We start from the raw sequence: 22,240 nt of genomic DNA on the forward strand, positions 1-22,240 counted from the left end.
CAGGTTACTCACCTGTCATATATAGCAGCGATGCCGCCCTGTCACGGAAAAGCGGGGTCGCCCGACAGCGACAATTCGATCGCCGCGCGCAGCGGGAAGCTCGGCTGCGCGCCGGCCTTGGCGCAGGCGAGCGAGCCGGCGACCGAGGCATGCCGCATGGCGGTGGCGAGATCCGCGCCCTCGTCGAGCAGCGCCGCCAGCACGCCGCAGAACGTGTCGCCCGCGCCGGTCGTGTCGACGGGCACCACCTTGAGCGCCGGCACGCTGATCGTGTCGTTCTCGGTGGCGGCGACGGCGCCGTCGGCCCCGAGCGTGGCGATCACGGTGCGCTTCAGCTCGCTCGCGAGCCGCGCCACGGTCTCGGCGCCGGTCGAGCCCGGCAGCAGGCCGAGATGGCGGGCGAGGTCGGCCGCCTCGGTCTCGTTGACGAGGATCATGTCGACATCGGCGAAGGCCTCGCGCTCGACCGGCAGGAACGGCGCGATCGACAGCACGACGCGGGCGCCGGCCGCCTTGGCGATGCGCGCGGCGGCGAGCGTCTCGGCGAACGGTGTTTCCATCTGCAGGAGCAGTGTGTCGCCGGCGCCGATCGCGCTGCCTTCGAGGTCGCTCGCCAGCAGCTTGGCGTTGGCGCCCGGCGACAGCACGATCGTGTTCTCGGCGTGGTCGTCGACGGTGATCACCGCCATGCCGGTGGTGGCGCCGCGGCGCTGGATGCCCGAGAGGTCGACGCCGCCCGCTTCCAGCTCGCTGAGGGCCACGGTCGCCATGTCGTCGGAGCCGACCGCGCCGATCATCTTGACGGTTGCGCCGGCGCGTCGCGCGGCCAGCGCCTGGTTGGCGCCCTTGCCGCCGGGGATGAGCTTGTAGTCCGATCCCGGCACGGTCTCCCCCGGGCGTGGCAGGCGCGCGGTGCGACTGACGAGGTCGATGTTGACCGAACCAAATACCGTGATCATGAACGCTTCCTCAAACCGGCCGCCTTGCTACGTGTCGTGGCGAATTTGCCGCGGCGGCGGCGAGAGAATGCCCGATGCGCCGCGACGCGCACAAGAGGCAGGCGCGCGACGGCCACGGGCGACGTTCGGGCATGCGGTACCAAAAGTGGAGCCCGCCTTAAATATGATCGCCACGGGCCCCGCGGTGTCATTCCGCATTTGAAAAAACACAGCTAGATTGACGCGGAACGCACGGAATTCGCGACGGTGGGGATCGCGGCCTTGTCAGACTTGATCTATGCGGTGTCGGAAGAAATGGCCGCAGGGTTCGGAACTTTTGTCGTCGGCGCCGCCATGGCGCCGAAGCGAAGCCCGCTCCCGGCCCATCGACGTCCTGCGCCAAATCGTCTACGCAAATTTCGACCGTGAAACTTTCACCACAGTTCGTTCCTAGGTTCGGGCCATTCGACGGTTTCCCGAGAAAAACAGACAGAACATGACTGAGACTCCGTACAAGATCACGCGGCGCCGCCTGCTGGCCTCTGCCGGCGCTTTTGTCGCCGCCGCAGCGATTGGCGATCTCTATCCCGACCAGGCCATGGCACAGGCGACCAACATCGCCGCCTCGCTGGCGACGGATGGTCCCTTCACGCGGTCGACCGTGGCCGAGATCGCCCGGCGCCTGTCGCGCGTGCCGTTCGCCGCACCCGCATCGCGCCTGCCGGACGTGCTGCAGAACCTCACCTATGACCAGTATCGCGACATCCGCTTCAAGTCGGCGGCGTCGGTCTGGGCCAATGACGGGCTGCCGTTCAAGCTGCAGCTCTTCCATCCCGGCTTCTACTTCAAGGAGCCGATCGAGGTTGCGATCGTCAAGGACGGCCAGGCCAAGCACCTGCCCTACTCGACCAACCTGTTCGACTTCGGGCCGCTGGTGCCGAAGGGCATTCCGGACGAGGACATGGGCTTCGCCGGCATCCGCGTGCACGGCCCGATCAACAAGCCGGACTATTTCGACGAAGTCCTCGTCTTCCAGGGCGCCAGCTATTTCCGCTCGCTCGGCAAGGGCCAGGTCTACGGCATCTCGGCCCGCGGCCTGGCGCTGAAGACGGCCGAGCCCGAGGGCGAGGAATTCCCGATCTTCCGCGCCTTCTGGGTCGAGACCCCGGTCCAGCAGGGCGACACGATCGTGCTGCACGCGCTGCTCGACAGCCCGAGCGCGGCCGGCGCCTACCGCTTCACCGTCCGTCCCGGCTATCCGACCACGATGGACGTCGAGGCGACGCTGTTCCCGCGCACCGAGCTGACCAAGGTCGGCCTGGCGCCTGGCACCAGCATGTTCTTCTTCGGCGCCAACGACCGCCTCGGCGTCGACGACTTCCGCCCCGAGGTGCATGATTCGGACGGCCTGCTGATGGTCAACGGCCGCGGCGAGCGGCTGTGGCGTCCGGTCTCCAACCCGACGACGCTGCAGATCAGCGCCTTCGTCGACGCCGGCCCGCGCGGCTTCGGCCTGATGCAGCGCGACCGCGTGTTCGAGACCTATCAGGATCTCGAGGCCGTCTACGAGCGTCGCCCGAGCCTCTGGGTCGAGCCGGTCGGCGACTGGGGCCAGGGCGCCGTGACGCTGGTCGAGATCCCGACCAATTCGGAGATCCACGACAACATCGTCGCCTACTGGCAGCCGAAGGATCCGATTCCCGCCGGATCGGAATATTCCTTCGCCTATCGCCTGTCCTGGGGCGGCGATCCGAACTTCGTCCCGGGCGGCATGGTCGTCGCCGGAACGCGCGTCGGTCGCTCGACGCTGGACGGCGACTCGCCCGCTCGCCGCTTTGTGATCGATTTCTTCCCGCCGGTGCCCCTCGAAGGCAAGCCGGCGCCCGAACCGAAGGCGACGGTGACCACGTCCAAGGGTAAGATCAGCAATGTCGTGCTGATCCCCAATCCCAAGCTGGGCGAGGGCTGGCGGGTCAATTTCGAGCTCGATCCGGAAGACGCGACGCTCGTCGAGTTGCGGACCGTGCTGCAGTTCCCCGATGAACGACCAGCGGAGACCTGGGTCTATCGATGGACGGCGTGATCGCTTTCCCGGCCGGTGAGGCGAAGCAGACGGTGGAGACACCGCCGGCTGCCCGCCACACCCCCGATGTGGACGAAGAGACAAGCCTTCATCCCGAACCCGGCATGCCGACGGAAACCCCTGGCGACATGCCGCCGCAATCGCTCTGGCGGTTTCGCCGGCGCGATCGGCGCAAGTTCAGCGATCCACGACGGTCCCGGTCGTCGTGGGTCCGGCGCATCGCGATTCTCGGCAGCGCGTTCGCGCTCGCCGCGATCGCGGTCTATGAAATGGAGCAGGTGCTGATCGTCGGCGGACTGACGCCGGTCGAGATCAGCGTGCTCGTGCTGTTCGCGCTGAATTTCGGCTGGATCGCGATGGCCTTCACCAGCGCGATCGCCGGATATGGCGTCGTCATGGGCCGGCTGCATCGGCCGAAGCGGACGCCCGCGGGGCCGCTCGGCTCGCGCACCGCCATGCTCATGCCGACCTACAACGAGGATCCGTCCCGGGTCTTCGCCGCGGTCGAGGCCATGGCGACCGGGCTCGACGAACTGCGCCAGGGCCCGGCCTTCGACTGGTTCATCCTGTCGGACACCACCGATCCCGACGTCGCGCTGCAGGAAGAAGCGGCGCTGCTGACGCTGCGCGGCCGCCTCGGCGACCGGGCGCGCATCTACTATCGCCGCCGCCGCAAGAATATCGCGCGGAAATCCGGCAACGTCGCCGATTTCTGCACGCGCTGGGGCGCGGCCTATGACCATATGCTGGTGCTGGACGCCGACAGCCTGATCGCCCCCGAGACGATCGTCGAGCTGGCGCGCCGCATGGAGGAAGACCCGGATTCCGGCCTGATCCAGACGATCCCGGCGCTGGTCAACGGCACCACCATCATCGCGCGGCTGCAGCAGTTCGCCGGCCGCGTCTATGGCCCGGTCGTCGGCGCCGGCCTCGCCTTCTGGACCGGCTCCGAGGGCAATTACTGGGGCCACAACGCCATCATCCGCACCCGCGCCTTCATGGAATCGGCGGGACTGCCGGATCTCCCCGGCAAGCCGCCCTTCGGCGGCCATATCCTGAGCCATGATTTCGTCGAGGCGGCGCTGCTGCGCCGCGCCGGCTGGACGGTTCGGATCGCCGACGACCTCGCCGGCTCCTATGAAGAGAGCCCGCCCTCGATCATCGATCTCGCCGTGCGCGACCGCCGCTGGTGCCAGGGCAACCTGCAGCACACGCTCGTGCTGCCGGCGCGCGGCCTGCACTGGGTCAGCCGTATCCATCTTTTGACCGGCATCGGCTCCTACCTCGCCTCGCCGCTCTGGCTGATGCTGATCCTCGCCGGCCTGGTGCTGTCGCTGCAGGCGCACTTCATCCGTCCGGAATATTTCACCGAGGATTTCCAGCTCTTCCCGACCTGGCCGGTGATCGACGCCGAGCGCGCCTTCCGCCTGTTCGGCCTGACGCTCGTCATTCTGTTCGGGCCGAAGTTCCTCGGCCTCGTCGCCTTCCTGCGCAACCGCGACGACCGCCGCACCGTCGGCGGCTTCCGCACCCTCGCGAGCTTCCTGTTCGAGATCATCATCTCGGCGCTCATCGCGCCGGTGATGATGCTCGTCCATACCGGCGCCATCCTGTCGATCCTGCTCGGCCGCGATTCCGGCTGGAAGCCGCAGCGTCGCGACGATGGCGGCGTGCCGCTGCGCTCGCTGATCGCCCGCCACCGCTGGCACTTCCTGATCGGCGCCGCGCTGCTCTTCGCCGCCTGGCTCGACAGCTGGGTGCTGGTCGCCTGGATGTCGCCGGCCATTCTCGGTCTGCTGCTGGTCGTGCCGGTCTCCGGCTGGACCGGCTCCAACCGCGTCGGCCGCTTCGTCCGCCGGATGGGCCTGCTGCGCACGCCGGAGGAGGTCGATCCGCCGGCCGTCGCCCGCAGCGCCGCCGCCATCCGCCCGGTCTACGAGGCGGCGATCGAGGTCGCGCCGGACCTGGTCACCATCGCCAGCGACGCCAATCTGCGCGCCGTCCACCTGGCGCTGATCGACGCCGTGCCCGAGCGGAAGCCCGGCAAGGTCGAGGCGGTCGAGGCGCTGTCGGCGGCGAAAATCGACGACGCCACCTCCATCGCCGAGGCGGTTTCCTTCCTGACGCCGCAGGAGCGCGCCATGGTCATGGCGACGCCTGCGCTTCTGAGCCGGCTCAGCGCCTTGCCCACCTGAAATCGTGGATTTTACTCGCACCGCAACAAAATATTGCGGTCTTTTCGCGCGTGCACAAACGCTGTAAGGCTTACCACGTTCAATTTCGGCTGCGCGGCAAAGGGCCGCTCACTGCTGGGGGAAATACGTGGCTATCAAGAAAATCCTTGTCGCCAACCGGTCCGAAATCGCCATTCGCGTCTTCCGCGCGGCGAACGAACTGGGTCTCACCACCGTTGCTATCTTCGCAGAAGAAGACAAACTCGCCCTGCACCGCTTCAAGGCCGACGAAGCCTATCAGGTCGGCAAGGGCCTCGGCCCGATCGAAGCCTATCTGAACATCGCCGACGTCATCCGCATCGCCCGCGAGGCGAAGGTCGACGCCATCCATCCCGGCTACGGCCTGTTGGCCGAGAGCCCGGAATTCGCCGAGGCCTGCGCCGAGGCCGGCATCATCTTCATCGGGCCGTCGCCTGAAACGATGCGCATGCTCGGCAACAAGGTCGCCGCCCGCAATCTGGCAATCGCCGCCGGCGTGCCGGTGATGCCCGCGACGGATCCGCTGCCGGACGACATCGAGCAGATCAAGGCCGAGGCGGCCCGCATCGGCTATCCGCTGATGCTGAAGGCCTCCTGGGGCGGCGGCGGACGCGGCATGCGCGTCATCCGCGACGAGGAGACCCTGCTCAAGGACGCGATCACCGCCAAGCGCGAGGCGAAGGCCGCCTTCGGCAAGGACGAGATCTATCTCGAGAAGCTGGTCGAGCGCGCCCGTCACGTCGAGGTGCAGATCCTCGGCGACCAGCACGGCAACATCGTCCACCTCTACGAGCGCGACTGCTCGGTGCAGCGCCGCCACCAGAAGGTGGTCGAGCGCGCCCCGGCGCCCTACCTGTCCGACGCCGAGCGCAAGGGCATCACCGACTACGGCGTCGAGATCGCCAAGGCCGCCAACTATTTCGGCGCCGGCACCGTCGAGTTCCTGATGGATGCCGACACCGGCAAGTTCTACTTCATCGAGGTGAACCCGCGCATCCAGGTCGAGCACACCGTCACCGAGCAGGTGACCGGCATCGACATCGTCAAGGCGCAGATCCACATCGCCGAGGGCGCCGCCATCGGCACGGCCGAATCGGGCGTGCCGAAGCAGGAAGACATCCGCCTGAATGGCCACGCCCTGCAGTGCCGCATCACGACGGAAGATCCCGAGCAGAACTTCATCCCGGACTACGGCCGCATCACCGCCTATCGCGAGGCGTCCGGCTTCGGCATCCGCCTCGACGGCGGCACCGCCTATGCCGGCGCGGTGATCACCCGCTTCTACGATCCGCTGCTGGAAAAGATCACCGCCTGGGCGCCGACGCCGCAGGAGGCGATCGCCCGCATGGACCGCGCGCTGCGCGAGTTCCGCATCCGCGGCGTGGCGACGAATTTGACCTTCGTCGCCAACATCATCAACCACCCGCAGTTCCGCGACAATTCCTACACCACGCGCTTCATCGACACGACGCCGGAGCTGTTCTCGGCCGTGCGTCGGCGCGATCGCGGCACCAAGCTGCTCAACTACATCGCCGACGTCACCGTCAACGGCCATCCGGAGACGCGCGGCCGCGCCAAGCCGAAGGCCGACGCGCTCGCCAAGGTGATCCCGCAATTCGCGGCCGAGCCGGCGCCGGGCACCAAGCAGTATCTCGACGCGCACGGCCCCGACGCGCTCGCCAAGTGGATGCGCGCCGAGAGCCGCGTGCTCGTCACCGACACGACGATGCGCGACGCGCACCAGTCGCTGCTCGCCACCCGCATGCGCACGCATGACATCATCGGCATCGCCGACGCCTATGCACGCGGCCTGCCGGGACTGCTCAGCCTCGAATGCTGGGGCGGCGCCACCTTCGACGTCTCGATGCGCTTCCTGACCGAGGATCCGTGGGAGCGGCTCGCCATGGTGCGCGAGCGCGCGCCGAACATCCTGCTGCAGATGCTGCTGCGCGGCGCCAACGGCGTCGGCTACACCAACTATGCCGACAACGTCGTCAAGTTCTTCGTCAAGCAGGCAGCCGCCGGCGGCGTCGACCTCTTCCGCGTGTTCGACTGCCTGAACTGGGTCGAGAACATGCGCGTCTCGATGGACGCCGTGCGCGAGGAGGGCAAGGTCCTCGAGGCCGCCATCTGCTACACCGGCGACATCCTCGATCCCGACCGCGCCAAGTACGATCTGAAGTACTATGTCGCGCTCGCCAAGGAGCTGGAGCGGGCCGGCGCGCATGTCATCGGCCTGAAGGACATGGCGGGCCTCTTGAAGCCGGCCGCCGCCAAGAAGCTGATCGCGACCTTGCGCGAAGAGACCGAGCTGCCGATCCACCTGCACACGCATGACACGTCCGGCATCTCCGCCGCGACCGTGCTGGCGGCGGTGGAAGCCGGCGTCGACGCTGTTGACGCGGCGATGGACGCGCTGTCGGGCCTCACCTCGCAGCCCTGCCTCGGCTCGATCGCCGAAGCGCTCAAGGGCTCCGAGCGCGACACCGGCCTCGATCCCGACGCGATCCGCCAGATCTCGTTCTATTGGGAAGCCGTGCGCGGCCAGTACACGGCCTTCGAGAGCGATCTGAAGGCCGGCGCTTCGGAAGTCTATCTGCACGAGATGCCGGGCGGCCAGTTCACCAATCTCAAGGAACAGGCCCGCTCGCTCGGCCTCGACACGCGCTGGCACGAGGTGGCGCAGGCCTATGCCGACGTCAACCGGATGTTCGGCGACATCGTCAAGGTGACGCCCTCCTCCAAGGTCGTCGGCGACATGGCGCTGATGATGGTGTCGCAGAACCTCTCCGTCGCCGACGTCGAGAACCCGGCGAAGGACATCGCCTTCCCGGATTCCGTCGTGCAGATGATGCGCGGCGATCTCGGCCAACCGCCGGGCGGCTGGCCCGAGGGCATCCAGAAGAAGGCGCTGAAGGGCGAGACGCCGTCGACGGCCCGTCCGGGCTCGCTGATCGCCGCCGCCGACCTCGAGGCCGAGCGCAAGACGGCCAAGGAGAAGGTCGGCAATGGCGAGATCGACGATTTCCAGCTCGCCTCCTACCTGATGTATCCGAAGGTCTTCACCGACTTCGCCAAGGGCCAGCAGAACTGGGGACCGACCAGCGTGCTGCCGACGCCGGTCTATTTCTACGGCCTGCCTGTCGGCGAGGAGATCCTGGTCGAGCTCGAGAAGGGCAAGACCATGGTGATCCGGATGCAGGCGATCGGCGACGCCGACGAGGAAGGCCTGATCCGCGTCTTCTTCGAGCTGAACGGCCAGCCGCGCGTGATCAAGGTTCCCGACCGCGCCAATTCCGGCAAGGTCGTCGCCAAGCGCAAGGCGGATGACGGCAACCCGAACCATGTCGCGGCGCCGATGCCGGGCGTCGTCTCGACGCTCGCCGTCAAGGCCGGCCAGACGGTCAAGGCCGGCGACGTGCTGCTGTCGATCGAGGCGATGAAGATGGAAACCGCCATCCACGCCGACCGCGACGGCACGATCGCCGAAGTCCTGGTCCACGCCGGCAGCCAGATCGACGCCAAGGACCTGCTGGTGGTGTTCGGGTAGGCTTATTCGGGACGCGGCTCTTCGGGGCCGCGTCCCGGTTCTTAAGACGAGCCAGGCCTCTCGGAGGCCGCGCAGACGGGGTGGAGTTCCACTGGACCCTCCTTCGAGACACCAAAACTCTAGTGACAATACTTCTTCCCGCCGCCCTTGCCGCGCTGGCGGAGGTCAAGGTGGTAGTGGTCCTCGTGGTAGCCGTCCGAGCCCGGGCCGAGGACCGTATTGAACTTGTCGCAGGCGGAGACGCGCGCCGCCTTCAGGAAGTCGTCCTCCTTCGCCGTGCGGTCTTCCGCCTTGGTCACCGTCACCCAGCGGCCGTTGACCTCGAAGGCGCCGATATCGACGGCGTTCAGGAAGGCGTGCTCGGAGAGCTGCGCATTGGCGACGCGGTTGCGGCCCCGGCAGGAGTAGGAATCGGCGACCCGGAGCGCCGTGACGCGGCCGCCGAGCAGTTTGGTCGCCGAGGGCTGGATGTCCTCGTCGACCCAGCGCGCCAGCGTCGTCGCCACCGCGCAGTTGATCCGCGCCGCCGGCTCGAGGTCGACCGCGCCCGCATCGAGCTCCGTCACGTCGAACGGATCGGGACCGCCGCAACTGCCGACATGGATGGCCGGCAGCGGCTTGGCCGATATCTTCATCGCCGCCATCGAGGTGCGGCAGGCGGCGAGCGCCTCCGGCAGGACCGGCCGCATCGTCGGAATCATCGCCGCCAGCACCACCTCGGGCTTTTTCCGCGGCAGGGGCGCGGGAAGGTTCTGTAGGGCCGCCTCGGGCGGCACCACCGGCGTCGCCGCCGGATCGGGATGCGGCAGGCGATCCGATTTCTTCAGGCTGCCATCTGCGTTCCGGCCCGACGAAGCCGGCTCGAGCGGGCTCGGCAGGACCGGTGGCGCGAAGGCGAGTTCGCCGCCCGTCGCCGGATCGGCCGGAACCGTGCCGGCAAGCGTCGCCGCCGCCCCCGCCGCCAGTCCCGGATCGGGCGGAACCGCCTCGGTCGTGACCTTCTCCACCGCCGCGTCGGGGGGCTTCGGGATCGCCACCAGCCCCGCCGCCCGCCGCGCCTCGGCCGGTTTTGGCCGCGGCAGCGGCGCGGGGAGTTTTGTAAGGGCCGGTGGCGTAGCGGGTTCAACAGCCGGCGGCGTCGCGGCCGCATCCGGCGCGGTATCGGAGGCGATGACCGGACGCCGGGTCGGCAGCGGCGTCACGAGCGATGCGCTTGATTCCGCCCGGGGCGCCTTCGCCTCCGGCGCGGGCGCGACGTGATGCGGCCGCCGCTTGGCGGGTTTCCGCTCCGGCTCGACCTTCGGGATGACCTTCTGGAACAATTCGTCGGGGCTGATCGCCCGCGCCGCGATCGGCATCTGGGTGACGAGAAGCGCGGCGACCAGGCCGCCCATGCCGCATTTCAACCGTCGCCAGCGTGCCATGCCGATCCCGTCTCCTGAGTGTCGAACCCCAGAAACTGTCGAACTCAACGCACAGTAGAGCCATCCGTTCCGGCAACGCCAAGGACCGCCTGAAACACGCCGCCAAACGGCATCGCATCCGCCCCCACTCTAGGCGGCGGTGGACGGCCCCGTCGCCTTGACGAAGACGACCAGTTCGTGCGGGCCGACCTCGCGCTCGATCTCGCTCCAGCCGCGCGCGGCGTAGTAGGCGGCCTTCTCCGGCACGGCGCAGAGATAGATCTTGTCGTGGCCGAGCGCCGCCGCCTCGGCGACGATCCGCTCCGACAGCTCGACGGCGACGCCGCGCGAGCGCGCCTCCGGCTCGACCCAGAGCGCCGCGAGCCAGGGCGAGTATTGCGGCCGGTCGTCGAGGTCGTTGTCGATCAGCAGCGCCGAGCCGACGAACTCGTCCTCGCGATGCGCGACGAGGCCGAGCGGAATGGCGTCGGTCTTGAACTCGCGCAGATGGCCGAGCACGGCCGCGAGCGGCGCGCCGGACTCCTTCCACCAGGCGTGCCACATGCGATCGGCGATCGTGCCGATGAACTCGGGACGCGCGGCGAGATTGGAAAAGGTGAGGTCTGTCACTGGAATTGCGTCCTGAGATCCACGGTGTCCCGAACGCCTATATCCTTGAAATGCGCGGCAAGCCAGTCGCGCGCCGCCTCGCGGCCTGCCTCGTGCAGTTCCTCGAAGAAGGCGCGCGAGGTGTCGAACTTGGTCGAGGCGGAGAATTTCTCCAGCGCCTTGCCGGCGTCGATGCGGTGCACGCGGTTGCGGCGATAGCGGGCGGGATCGAGCCGACCCTCGTCGAGCATGCGGTTGACGAAGTCGATGGCGCGGAATTCGCGCAGCAGCGAGGCGTTGAAGGTGATCTCGCTCATCCGCTCGAGGATCTCCTTGGTGGAGGTCGGCACGGTATTGCGCTCGATCGGGTTAATCTGGACCAGCAGGATGTCGGTCGCCCGCGTCTCGGTGAAGAAGGGGAAGAGCGCGGGATTGCCCATGAAGCCGCCGTCCCAGTAGGGCTCGCCGTCGACGATCACGGTCTGGAACAGATAGGGCAGGCACGCCGACGCCATGATCGCCTCGGCGGTGACGCCCTCGCCGGAAAAGACCTTGATCTTGCCGGTGCGCACCGCCGTCGCCGAGATGAACAGCTTCGGCGTCTTCGCGGCGCGGAGACGATCGAAATCGACCAGCTCGGTGACGATCTCCTTGAGCGGGTTGATGTTCATCGGGTTGAAGCCGTAGGGCGAGGCGAAATTGGTCATCGCCTCGATCATGTGGAAGGGCTGCATGGCGGGCATCCGCCAGGCCCCCATCCACGCTTCCATCAGGTCGCGCGCCGAGGCGCCGGGACGTCCCGCCGCGCTTACCCGCGTCCAGAGCTCGCGGAGCCGCGCCCGCGCGCCGGCCGTGCCGTCGCGCGCCAGCCCGTCGGCGAGCGCCACCGCGTTGAGCGCGCCGGCGCTGGTGCCGGAGATCCCCTCGAAATCGAGGCGTCCGTCCTCGAGCAGCCGGTCGAGCACGCCCCAGGTGAAGGCGCCGTGCGCGCCGCCGCCCTGCAGGCCGAGATTGAGGGTCTTGCGGCCGGCGTGATGCAGCGTCATGCCGCGGTCCAGCCGCCGTCGATCGATTGCAGCGAACCGGTGATCGAGCGCGCGCCGTCGGTGGTCAGGAACAGCGCCAGCGCCGCCACTTCCTCGACGGTGACGAATTCCTTGGTCGGCTGCGCCGCCAGGATGACGTCCTTCTTGACCTGTTCCTCGCTCATGCCGCGCGCCTTCGCCGTATCGGGGATCTGCTTCTCGACCAGCGGCGTCCAGACATAGCCGGGGCAGATGGCGTTGACGGTGATGCCGTGCTCGGCCGTTTCCAGCGCCACCGTCTTGGTGATGCCGGCGATGCCGTGCTTCGCCGCGACATAGGCGACCTTGTAGGGCGAGGCGACCAGCGCATGGGCCGAGGCGGTGGAGATAATCCGGCCCCAGCCCTTCTTCTTCATCGCCGGCAGCGCCAGGCGGATGGCGTGGAAGGCGGCGGAGAGGTTCAGCGCGATAATCAGGTTCCACTTGTCGACGGGGAATTCGTCGATCGGCGCGACATGCTGGACGCCGGCATTGTTGACGAGCACGTCGATGGCGCCGAATTCCTTCTCGACATCGCCGATCATCGTGGCGATCTCGTCTTCCCTGGTCATGTCGGCGCCGGAATAGCGCGTCTCGACACCGAATTCGGCCGCGAGGTCGGCTCGCAGTTTCTCGATCGCGACGGCATCGCCGAAGCCGTTCAGCACGACATGCGCGCCGGCGCCGGCGAGCGCCCGGGCGATGCCGAGCCCGATGCCCGAGGTCGAGCCCGTCACCAGCGCGACCTTGTCCTTGAGATGACCGTCCTTCGACATCAATTCGACTCCTGCGGGGAGGATCAGGGGTAGGAAGTGCCCGAGACGACCATATATTGCGGTGCAACAGCAAGAGAAGGCGTCGAGCGACGGCATGCGGCAATCGGCGCGGAGTCGGCCTCGCCGCCGATCCGTGCTAGAACGCGCACGCGGAGAGATCTCCTCCCACGCGGCTTGACGACGAGGCGGCCAGAACAGGGCGATCATGAGCGAAGCAGACCGGATCGTGCTCGAACATCGCGATCACAACCATGACCATTGCGCCCGCGACGCCATCGCCCATGCCGAGGCGATTTCCGCCGCCGAGGGCCTGCGCTTCACCGAGCAGCGCCGCAAGGTCCTGGCCGCGCTCGCCGAGAGCCACGTGCCCGCCAGCGCCTATGACGTGATCGACCGGCTCGCCGCCGAGGGGCCGCGCCCGGCCCCCGTCTCCGTCTATCGCGCGCTCGATTTCCTGGTCGAGCACGGCTTCGCCCACCGCATCGAGAGCCGCAACGCCTATATCGCCTGCTCGCGCGGGCCGGAGGGCCACGACAAGCCCGGCCATGGCGCCGCCACCGTCTTCCTGCTCTGCGAGCAGTGCGGCGCCGCCGGCGAGGCGTCGTCCGCCGCGCTGACCGAGGCACTCGCCGCGGTGACCGAAGCGGCCGGCTTCGCGCCGACCGCGCCGATCATCGAGATCCGCGGCCTCTGCGCCCGTTGCCGCGAGTCGGCATAGATTGATGTGGCATCGGCAGATGTCTTGCCATATCGCCTCCTTTCACCTCTCCCTGAGGGAGAGGTCGACGACGCAGTCGGCGGGTGAGGGTTTACGCCCTCTCCGGAAACGCCGTAAACCCTCACCCGGCCCTGTCGGGCCGACCTCTCCCTCAGGGAGAGGTGCAAGTCATGACTGAGCCTCCCATGAACGCTCCCGCCGATTTGCCCCACGAATTCCTCGCCGGTCCGCTGCCGCGCCGTCGCGCCACCGCCGTTCGCGTCGGCAAGGTCCGCGTCGGCGGCGACGCGCCAGTCGTCGTGCAGTCGATGACCAACACCGACACGGCCGACATCGACGCGACCGTCGCCCAGGTGGCGGCGCTCGCCCGCGCCGGCTCCGAGATGGTCCGCATCACCGTCGACCGCGACGAGGCGGCGGCCGCGGTGCCGTTCATCAAGGAAAAGCTGCTCGCCAGGCGGATCAACGTGCCGCTGATCGGCGACTTCCACTATATCGGCCACAAACTCCTGACCGATCACCCGGCCTGCGCCGAGGCGCTCGACAAATACCGCATCAATCCCGGCAATGTCGGTTTCGGCGAGAAGCGCGACCGCCAGTTCGCGACGCTGATCGAGCTCGCGATAAAATACGACAAGCCGGTGCGCATCGGCGTCAACTGGGGCTCGCTCGACCAGGAGCTGCTGACCCGGCTGATGGACGAGAACGCGGCTTCCGCCGCGCCGATCTCGGCCGCCGCCGTGATGCGCGAGGCGATCTGCCAGTCGGCGATCCTCTCCGCCAATCTGGCCGAAAGCATCGGCCTGCCGCGTGAAAAAATCATCCTGTCGGCCAAGGTGTCGAACGTGCAGGACCTGATCGCCGTCTATCGCGATCTCGCCCGCCGCTCCGACCATTGCCTGCATCTCGGCCTCACCGAGGCCGGCATGGGCTCGAAGGGCATCGTCGCCTCCTCGGCCGCCATGGGCATCCTGCTGCAGGAAGGCATCGGCGACACCATCCGCGTCTCGCTGACGCCGGAGCCGAACGGCGACCGCACGCGCGAGGTGCAGGTGGCGCAGGAACTCCTGCAGACCATGGGTTTTCGCGCGTTCCTGCCGATCGTCGCCGCCTGCCCCGGCTGCGGCCGCACGACCTCGACCGTGTTCCAGGAGCTCGCGAGCCGGATCCAGGAGGACATCCGCACCTCGATGCCGCAATGGCGCGAGCGCTATCCGGGCGTCGAGGCGCTGAAGGTCGCGGTGATGGGCTGCATCGTCAACGGCCCCGGCGAATCGAAGCACGCCGACATCGGCATCTCGCTCCCCGGCACCGGCGAGACCCCGGCGGCGCCCGTCTTCATCGACGGCAAGAAGGCGGTGACTTTGCGCGGCCCCGCCATCGCCGACGATTTCCGCAAGCTCGTCGACGAGTACATCGAGAAGCGCTTCGGCCTCGGCGCAAAGGCGGGCGAGGCGGCGGAGTAGGCGCGAGAGCTCTCCCCCGGGAAATCTTATTCGCAGCACCACCCTCATCATGCTGAGGAAGCCCGAAGGGCCGTCTCGAAGCACGCAGAGCCGTCGTGCCATCGACAGCTGCCCTGAGACCGTGCGTCCTTCGAGACGGCTTGCTACCGCAAGCCTCCTCTCAGGATGACGGAAATCGGGGCTGCCGACCGACTGTAGGCCTTTGCGCCGGCCCTCCCCTTGAGGGAGGGTCAAAACGGGCGGAGACCGTTTTGGGGAGGGGGCGGTTCGGCGGGAGCGAGGCGGCACAATCTGCCCCGTTTACTGCTTCGGCGGTTGCGTCTAGATCTCTTGTCCCATGCCTTCGTGGACGAGGATCGATCGTGATCAAGCTTCTGCCGATGCGCCTGTTGTTTGCTCTCGCCCTTCTGGCCTTGCCGAGCCTCGCGGTGGCGCGACCGCTCGACGGGTCGGTCACCTATCGCGAGCGCATCGCCCTCGACCCGAAGGTGGCCGTCACCATCAGCCTGGTGGACGTCACGCATGCCGACCGGCCGGCCAAGGTGATCGCCAAGCAGCGCATCCGTCCGCGCGGCCGCCAGGTGCCGATCGATTTCCGCCTGCACTACGCGACGTCCCGCATCAAGCCGAACCATCATTATCAGCTGCAGGCACGGATCGATCTCGGCGACGACCTGCTCTATGCCAACAAGGACGCCATCCCGATCGATCCGCTCACCGCCAAGGGGCCGGTGACGATCGTGGTGCAGCGGGTGCCCGACCAGGACGAACCCACCAAGGTCAGCGACAAGGGCGCCAACAACAAGGGCACGGCGTCGCCGTCGAGCCCGGCCGCCTCGCTGAAGGGCACCGAGTGGCTGGCCGAGGACATCGGCGGCAACGGCGTGCTCGACATCGTGCAGTCGACGCTCTCGATCGAGGGTGACGGCAAGATTTCCGGCTCGGGCGGCTGCAACCGCTATTTCGGCACCGTCACGGTCAAGGACGGCGTGCTCAAGGTCGGCCCGCTCGGCGCGACGCAGATGGCCTGCGTGCCCGCGCAGATGGACCAGGAGCGCAAGTTCCTCGACGCGCTGTCGGCGACGCGGAGCTTCCGCATCGACGGCGCCAAGCTGACCCTGCTCGACGCCGGCGGCAAGCCGCTGGTGCGCCTCGTCAAGAACAAGGGCTGAGACCCAGCGCCTCCCGAGGGAGGCGCGATCACGCCTCGCGATCGGCGACGAAGCGGGCGGCGGCGGCGAGCGTCTTTGCCCGCGCGCCATAGGGCGCGAGCAGCGCCTCGGCCTCGGCCACCAGATCGTCGAGCATGGCGCGGGCGCGCGCGACGCCATGCAGCCCGACCAAAGTCCCCTTGCCGCGGGAAGAATCCTTGCCGGTCGCCTTGCCGAGGGCTTCCGCCGTCGCCGTCTCGTCGAGAATGTCGTCGGCGAGCTGGAAGGCGAGGCCGATGATCTCGCCGAAGCGGCGGATGCGGGCGCGATCCTCCGGCGAGGCGCGGCCGAGAATGGCGCCGGCCTCGCAGGAGAGGCGGATCAGCGCGCCTGTCTTCATCGCCTGCAGCCGGCGGATCGACGCCTCGTCGGGCGTCTCCGCCTCGGCCTGCAAATCGAGCATCTGCCCGCCCGCCATGCCGCCGAGGCCGGAAGCGCGGGCGAGCCCAAGCACGAGCTCGGCCCGCACCAGCGGATCGGCATGCGTCGCCGGATCCGCCATCAGGTCGAAGGCCAGCGTCTGCAGCGCGTCGCCGGCGAGGATCGCCGTCGCCTCGTCGAAGGCCCGATGCAGCGTCGGCTTGCCGCGACGGAGATCGTCGTCGTCCATCGCCGGCAGGTCGTCATGCACGAGGCTGTAGCAATGCAGGCATTCGATCGCCGCGCCGATGCGGAGCGCGCCGGTCTCCTCGCTGCCGAACAGCCGCGCTGTCTCGCTCGCCAGGAACGGGCGCAGGCGCTTGCCGCCGCCGAGCGCCGCGTAGCGCATCGCCTCGACCAGCCGGCCGGGCCTGGCGATCTCGCCCTCGGCCGGGACGTCGGTCAGGACGGCGTCCAGGCAGGCTTCGGTGGCGATGGCCGTGGCGGAGAGACGGGCGCGGAATTCGTCGTCGAGCAAAACCAAGATGGCCTCATGCGAGCGAGGGAGTTTGGGCCACCCTTGCCGCTTCCGGCGGGGCCGCGTCAAGCCGAAGCGCCAATTCGCGGTGCGGCACTATCCCTTCGGGCGAGCCGCGCCGCCGAACGCCTGATTGCGCGGGATCGCCGCGTCGCCTAATGCTTGCATTTCCCGTATCGACCGAAGCCCCGCATGACGCCGCTCGCCCCTCCGTCTTCCGCCAGCGCCTTCCGCCTCGACATCAATTTGTTGCGGGCGCTGGCCGTCGTCGGCGTCGTGCTGTTCCATTTCCGCATCGGTCCGTTCACGGGCGGCTTCGCCGGCGTCGACCTGTTCTTCGTCGTCTCCGGCTATCTGATGACCAAGATCATCGCCGATGGGCTCGACCAGGGCCGCTTCTCGCTCTGGCGCTTCTATGGCGCGCGGGCGCGACGGATCCTGCCGGCGCTCGGCGCGCTCTGCCTGGTGCTGCTCGTCGTCTCGCAGCTCGTCATCGATCCGCTGACCCGGCGCGAGATCGCGTCGGGCATCGCCTCGTCGATCCTGTTCGTCTCCAATTTCTCCTTCTGGCGCGGCGCCGGCTATTTCGATGTCGCCTCGAAGGAGAACTGGCTGCTGCACACCTGGTCGCTCTCGGTGGAGTGGCAGTTCTACCTGATCCTGCCGCTGACGATGATGGCGCTCAACCGCCTGCTGCCCGGCCGGCGCTGGCGGATCGCCGCCTTCTGGACCGGCATGATCCTCTCCTTCGCGCTCGCCGCGTGGCTCGCGACGTCGAAGCCCGTCTTCACCTTCTACCTGCTGCCGACGCGGGCCTGGGAAATGCTGGCCGGCGGCCTCGTCTATCTGCATCAGGGCGCCCGCCGGCCGGGGCCGCGCCTGTCGGCAGCGCTGGCGCTCGCCGGCCTCGCCCTGATCGCGATCGCCTTCATCGGCCTCGACGACCTCGTGCCCTGGCCGTCCTTCGCCACGTTGCTCCCGGTCGGCGGCACGGTGCTGCTGCTCGCGGCGCGGCAGGAGCAGGCGCCCGGCCTCGGCAATCCCGTCGTGCTGGCGCTCGGCCTCTGGTCGTATTCGATCTACATCTGGCACTGGCCGATCGTCATGGCGCTCGGCTATTTCGAGGTCAGCGGCGCGCTGGCGACGCTTTGCGGCCTCATGGCGACCTTCGCGCTGGCCGGGCTTTCCTATCGCTACATCGAATCGCCCTTCCGCCGCCCGCCCGAGGCGCGGCGCCCCGGACGGTGGCGGCCGCGTCCGGCCGTTCTCGCCGGGGTGGTGATCCTGGCCGGGACGACGACCGCGTCGCTCGTCGCCGCCAGCGGCCGCGGCGAGCCGCGCGACGCGCTGGCCCCGCGCGTGGCCGCGGCCGAGGCGGCGATCGACGACGGCGCCTATCCGATGGAATGCGGCGGCTACACCATCCGAAACACCCTCCGGCCCTGCGTCATCGGCGAGACCGCCGCCAACAACGTGCTGTTCATCGGCGATTCCCACGCGGAGCTGTTCCACACGCATTGGGAGGCCGGCCGGCCGGACCACAGCTTCACCTTCCTGACCTATGGCGGATGCCCGCCGCTTCCCGGCGTCAACGAGATCAAGCCGGGCTCGCGCTGCGACGAATTCTTCGATGCCGCCTGGGAGCGCGCCGCCAGCGGCGACTATCAGAAGGTGCTGATCGCGGCGTATTGGCCGATCTATCTGAAGCCCTATGCGCGAGGCCGCGACAACAGCCACGTGCTCTGCTTCCAACGGGACGGACGCTGCCGGACGGAAACCGACGCCACGCGCCACCAGCAGGGGCTCGACGCGGCCTTCGCCGAGCTCGCGGCGCGGATCCGGAACCTGCGGGAACGGGGCATCGAGGTGACGGTGCTGCAGCCGATCCCCTTCGCGGCGATCGACATTCCGCGCCAATCGGTGAAGCGGGCCTTCTTGGGGACGGAGCCGGACGGGCTGGCGCCGATCGAACTCGAGGCGACGCGTGAAGCGGCGGCGGCGGCGCGCGAAAGGCTCGCGAAGCTTGCGGAGGACAGCGGCGCCCGGCTGGTCGACCCGCTGGAGGGCATGTGCGAGGCGGGACACTGCCAGGTCTCGCGCGACGGCGTCCTGCCGGACTATCGCGACACCAACCACCTGACCGCGCGGGCCATACGCGACGGCCGCCTCGATTTCATCGACGCGGCCGTGCTGCAGAACTAGTTTTCTCGTCCGTCGCGCTTCCGGGTCCCCCGCATTGGGGCGGCCGGAAGACGCTCAGGAGGCCGGAGGATCAGGCCGCTTCGGCCGCCTCGAGGGCCACGCCGACCGACTGGATGATCGCGGCGAAGCGCACGGCGGTCTGGATGATCTCGGACGGCACGTTCGCCTTCTTCAGCACCGCCTCGTGGCTGTCCATGCACATGCCGCAGCCATTGATGGCCGAAACCGCCAGCGACCAGAGCTCGAAATCGACCTTGTCGACGCCGGGATTGCCGATGACGTTCATGCGCAGCTTCGCCGGCATGGTGCGGTATTCGGTGTTCGAGACCAGATGGCTGAAGCGGTAGTAGACGTTGTTCATCGCCATGATCGACACGGCCGACTTGGCGGCGGCGAGCGCTGCCGGCGAGAGATGCGGCGCGGCCTCGGCCTCGAGCGCGGCGCGAACCTCCGGATTGCGGGTGGCGATCGCGCAGGCGACGATCAGGCCGTATTTCTGCTGTGGCGGCAGCGTCTCGTCGGACGCCAGCGTCGACAGGTTGAGACGGACATCCTTGGCGAAATCCGGGATCCGGGACTTCAGCGAATCGATCGACATGGAAAACCTTTGCACAGGCGCCCGCGAAGCCCGGTGCGCGGGCGGACGGCGCGACGCTTTGGAAACGGAGCGGACGAGGCGTCGTCACGATATCCGACCGGGCAGCCGCGTCTCGACGCGGCCGCCCAGCCGGTAGAATGAATCAGGCCGCCAGCGTGGCGCCGCCGACTTCGCGGTTGCACGGGCAGAGCTCGTCCGTCTGCAGCGCGTCGAGGACGCGCAGCGTGTCCTTCGGGTTGCGGCCGACGTTCAGATTGGTCGCGTAGCTGTGCTGGATCGTGCCTTCCGGATCGACGATGTAGGTGACGCGGTAGGCGACGCCGTCCGGCGAACGCACGCCGAGGCCGTCGACCAGCGAGCCGTTGGTGTCGGCAAAATTCCAGATCGGCAGCCGGTCCAGGTCCTTGTGGTCACGGCGCCAGGCGAGCTTGACGAACTCGTTGTCGGTCGAACCGCCGAGCACGACGGCGTCGCGATCCTCGAAATCACCGGCGAGACGGGCGAATTCGGCGATTTCGGTCGGGCAGACGAAGGTGAAGTCCTTCGGGTAGAAGAAGATCACCTTCCACTTGCCCGGAAAGCTTTTCTCGGTCAGCGTCTCGAAAGCGCTCTCGCCGTTCTCTTCGTGGCTGTTGAAGCCAGGCTTCACGCCGGTCACGGAAAATTCGGGCAGCTTGTCGCCAATGCCGAGCATTCTACTCTCCTGTCACGATGGGGATCGTGTTGTGATTTTTTGCAGTGCAGCCAAACCGACGGAATCGCCGCTGCATGTGCGAATGGATCCCACGCAGGGCTCGTTCGGTCAAATCGTAATAACCGAAGATTGGCATCGGAAATCCCGATTGCCGCCCCTACAACCTGCGGCTATAGCAAGCGCCATGCTGCTGCCCACGCTCCGCCAGATGCAATATTTCGTCGCGCTCGCCGAATCCGGATCGTTCAGCCGGGCGGCGCAGGCCTGCCATGTCACGCAGTCAACGCTTTCCGACGCCATCCGCCAGCTCGAGGAGACGATCGGCGTTTCACTGATCGACCGCTCCAACCGGACGACGGTGCTGACGGCGGCCGGCGAGGACACCGTGCGGCGGATGAAGGCGCTGCTGGTCGACGCGCGCGAGATGGTCGACGCCGCGCGCTCCAGCGAGGCGCCGCTCACCGGCCGCATCCGGCTCGGCGTCATCCCGTCGATCGCGCCCTATTTCCTGCCGCGCACCCTGCCGGAGCTGCGCCGCGCCTATCCGCAGCTGCGGCTGCACCTGCGCGAGGACCTGACGCGGACCCTGCTGGAAGATTTGCGCGCCGGCCGGCTCGACATCTGCCTGATCGCCTTTCCCGTCCAGACGGAAGGGTTCGCCACCGAGATCATCGCCGAGGACAGCCTGCTCCTCGCCGTCGACGCCAGCCATGCACTGGCGGGCCGGCCGACGGTCCGGCGCGAGGAACTGGCGGACGAGACGCTGCTGCTGCTGGAGGACGGCCATTGCCTGCGCGAGCACATCCGCGCCGTGGCGCCCGGCCTCGCAGACAAGCAGAACGAGGAGATCCGGGCCTCCAGCCTGACGACCCTCGTGCACATGGTCGACAACCAGCTCGGCATCACCTTCCTGCCGCGCATCGCCGTCGAGGCCGGCATCCTGTCGGGAACCGACATCCGCCTCTCCGAGCTCGATGGCACGCCGGCGCGCCGCTCGCTCGGCCTCGTCTGGCGCAAGGGATCGAGCCGCGAGCGTGACTTCCACCTCCTCGCCGGCTTCCTGCGCCAGTTCGCCATCGAACCCGTCCGCGACCGAGCCGGATCGGATCGCGTATGACCCTTCGACTGCCGGCCGCCCTCTCCCGACCGTTCGCAGCCCGCAGGGGCTTGATTACAGGTATTGCCAAAGTGTTCGCCATCATCGTTGCCCTGCCGCTGGTTCTGACGCCGATCTATGCCTTCGTGCCGCCCGTCTCGACGCTGATGCTCTGGTCGGGCGCTACCGGCCAGGGCATGAAGCGCGACTGGACGCCGCTCGAGAACATCGCGCCGGCGCTCGTCAATTCGGTGGTGATGTCGGAGGACGGGCAGTATTGCAGCCATTCCGGCGTCGACTGGGGCGAGCTCAGCGCGGCGCTCGACCGCCAGGGCGGCCCGTCGCGCGGCGCCAGCACGATCACCATGCAGACGGTGAAGAACCTCTTCCTCTGGCCGTCGCGCTCCTACCTTCGCAAGGCGCTGGAGATCCCCCTCGCCTACTACGCCGATTTCATGCTGTCGAAGCGGCGGGTGATGGAGATCTACCTGAACATCGCCGAATGGGGCCCTGGCCTGTTCGGGGCGGAGGCGGCGGCGCAGCATTACTTCAACAAGCCGGCCTCGAAGCTGACGGCGCGCGAGGCGGCGCTGCTGACGGCGGCGCTGCCCAATCCGATCACCCGCAACCCGGCCAAGCCGACGCGCTACCTGCAGAACCGCGCCCGCAACATCCAGGCGCGCGCCCGCGCGGCCCGCGACTACGTCGGCTGCATCTGAGC

17 protein-coding genes are annotated in these 22,240 nt (G+C 68.1%); 9 read left to right on the forward strand and 8 right to left on the reverse strand.

The window, feature by feature from the left end; genetic code table 11:
• Positions 1 to 41: 41 nt before the first annotated feature.
• A complete protein-coding gene (locus K32_RS19860) occupies positions 42 to 959 on the reverse strand; it encodes a ribokinase (protein WP_201401167.1) in 918 nt (305 codons plus the stop codon).
• Between the two features lie 475 nt (positions 960 to 1,434).
• Here K32_RS19860 and K32_RS19865 point away from each other — a divergent pair, with 475 nt between their 5' ends.
• The 3 genes from K32_RS19865 (at position 1,435) to pyc (ending at position 8,784) form a co-directional block, all read left to right on the forward strand.
• On the forward strand, positions 1,435 to 3,021 hold the full coding sequence (locus tag K32_RS19865) for a glucan biosynthesis protein (protein ID WP_201401168.1): 1,587 nt from the start codon (positions 1,435 to 1,437) through the stop codon (positions 3,019 to 3,021).
• Positions 3,022 to 3,125: 104 nt separating this feature from the next.
• The gene (gene mdoH / locus K32_RS19870) at positions 3,126 to 5,216 is read left to right on the forward strand and encodes a glucans biosynthesis glucosyltransferase MdoH (protein ID WP_244669634.1); all 2,091 of its coding nucleotides are present in this window, start codon (positions 3,126 to 3,128) and stop codon (positions 5,214 to 5,216) included.
• Positions 5,217 to 5,343: 127 nt separating this feature from the next.
• Positions 5,344 to 8,784, forward strand: coding sequence for a pyruvate carboxylase (gene pyc / locus K32_RS19875; RefSeq protein WP_201401170.1), 3,441 nt, complete (start codon positions 5,344 to 5,346; stop codon positions 8,782 to 8,784).
• Between the two features lie 119 nt (positions 8,785 to 8,903).
• Here the strand turns inward: pyc and K32_RS19880 are convergent, their stop codons facing one another.
• From K32_RS19880 to K32_RS19895, 4 genes are all read right to left on the reverse strand, one after another.
• On the reverse strand, positions 8,904 to 10,208 hold the full coding sequence (locus tag K32_RS19880; protein ID WP_201401171.1) for an extensin family protein: 1,305 nt from the start codon (positions 10,206 to 10,208) through the stop codon (positions 8,904 to 8,906).
• Positions 10,209 to 10,337: 129 nt separating this feature from the next.
• A complete protein-coding gene (locus K32_RS19885; RefSeq protein ID WP_244669636.1) occupies positions 10,338 to 10,817 on the reverse strand; it encodes a GNAT family N-acetyltransferase in 480 nt (159 codons plus the stop codon).
• Positions 10,814 to 11,842, reverse strand: a complete 1,029-nt coding sequence (locus tag K32_RS19890; RefSeq protein ID WP_201401172.1) for a patatin-like phospholipase family protein — start codon at positions 11,840 to 11,842, stop codon at positions 10,814 to 10,816. The genes K32_RS19885 and K32_RS19890 overlap by 4 nt, the downstream gene beginning before the upstream one ends.
• Complete coding sequence (locus K32_RS19895) at positions 11,839 to 12,636, reverse strand: 3-hydroxybutyrate dehydrogenase (RefSeq protein WP_201401173.1); 798 nt, start codon at positions 12,634 to 12,636, stop codon at positions 11,839 to 11,841. The genes K32_RS19890 and K32_RS19895 overlap by 4 nt, the downstream gene beginning before the upstream one ends.
• Before the next feature lie 205 nt (positions 12,637 to 12,841).
• On the opposite strand from K32_RS19895, the gene K32_RS19900 reads away from it, so the two are divergent.
• From K32_RS19900 to K32_RS19910, 3 genes are all read left to right on the forward strand, one after another.
• Positions 12,842 to 13,354: a Fur family transcriptional regulator gene (locus tag K32_RS19900; RefSeq protein ID WP_201401174.1), complete on the forward strand. Its 513-nt coding sequence runs from the start codon at positions 12,842 to 12,844 to the stop codon at positions 13,352 to 13,354.
• A 185-nt stretch (positions 13,355 to 13,539) separates the two neighbouring features.
• The gene (gene ispG / locus K32_RS19905; RefSeq protein ID WP_201404582.1) at positions 13,540 to 14,820 is read left to right on the forward strand and encodes a flavodoxin-dependent (E)-4-hydroxy-3-methylbut-2-enyl-diphosphate synthase; all 1,281 of its coding nucleotides are present in this window, start codon (positions 13,540 to 13,542) and stop codon (positions 14,818 to 14,820) included.
• A gap of 362 nt (positions 14,821 to 15,182) precedes the next feature.
• On the forward strand, positions 15,183 to 15,992 hold the full coding sequence (locus tag K32_RS19910) for an META domain-containing protein (protein WP_201401175.1): 810 nt from the start codon (positions 15,183 to 15,185) through the stop codon (positions 15,990 to 15,992).
• Between the two features lie 28 nt (positions 15,993 to 16,020).
• On the opposite strand, the gene K32_RS19915 is transcribed toward K32_RS19910, so the two are convergent.
• A complete protein-coding gene (locus K32_RS19915; RefSeq protein WP_371812721.1) occupies positions 16,021 to 16,935 on the reverse strand; it encodes a polyprenyl synthetase family protein in 915 nt (304 codons plus the stop codon).
• Positions 16,936 to 17,121: 186 nt separating this feature from the next.
• On the opposite strand from K32_RS19915, the gene K32_RS19920 reads away from it, so the two are divergent.
• Positions 17,122 to 19,131, forward strand: coding sequence for an acyltransferase family protein (locus K32_RS19920; RefSeq protein WP_201401176.1), 2,010 nt, complete (start codon positions 17,122 to 17,124; stop codon positions 19,129 to 19,131).
• A gap of 70 nt (positions 19,132 to 19,201) precedes the next feature.
• Here K32_RS19920 and K32_RS19925 read toward each other — a convergent pair whose 3' ends face one another.
• Together K32_RS19925 and K32_RS19930 are read right to left on the reverse strand one after the other, a co-directional pair.
• A complete protein-coding gene (locus K32_RS19925) occupies positions 19,202 to 19,729 on the reverse strand; it encodes a carboxymuconolactone decarboxylase family protein (protein ID WP_201401177.1) in 528 nt (175 codons plus the stop codon).
• 142 nt (positions 19,730 to 19,871) lie between these two features.
• Positions 19,872 to 20,423 (reverse strand): peroxiredoxin, encoded by a 552-nt coding sequence (locus K32_RS19930; protein WP_201401178.1) that lies wholly within the window; start codon positions 20,421 to 20,423, stop codon positions 19,872 to 19,874.
• A gap of 184 nt (positions 20,424 to 20,607) precedes the next feature.
• Here K32_RS19930 and K32_RS19935 point away from each other — a divergent pair, with 184 nt between their 5' ends.
• Together K32_RS19935 and mtgA are read left to right on the forward strand one after the other, a co-directional pair.
• Complete coding sequence (locus K32_RS19935) at positions 20,608 to 21,540, forward strand: hydrogen peroxide-inducible genes activator (RefSeq protein ID WP_201401179.1); 933 nt, start codon at positions 20,608 to 20,610, stop codon at positions 21,538 to 21,540.
• Positions 21,537 to 22,238 (forward strand): monofunctional biosynthetic peptidoglycan transglycosylase, encoded by a 702-nt coding sequence (gene mtgA, locus K32_RS19940; RefSeq protein WP_201401180.1) that lies wholly within the window; start codon positions 21,537 to 21,539, stop codon positions 22,236 to 22,238. Before K32_RS19935 ends, mtgA begins: the two co-directional genes overlap by 4 nt.
• Positions 22,239 to 22,240 lie beyond the last annotated feature (2 nt).

The sequence above is a fragment of the Kaistia sp. 32K genome (assembly GCF_016629525.1).
Classification (GTDB): Bacteria; Pseudomonadota; Alphaproteobacteria; order Rhizobiales; family Kaistiaceae; genus Kaistia.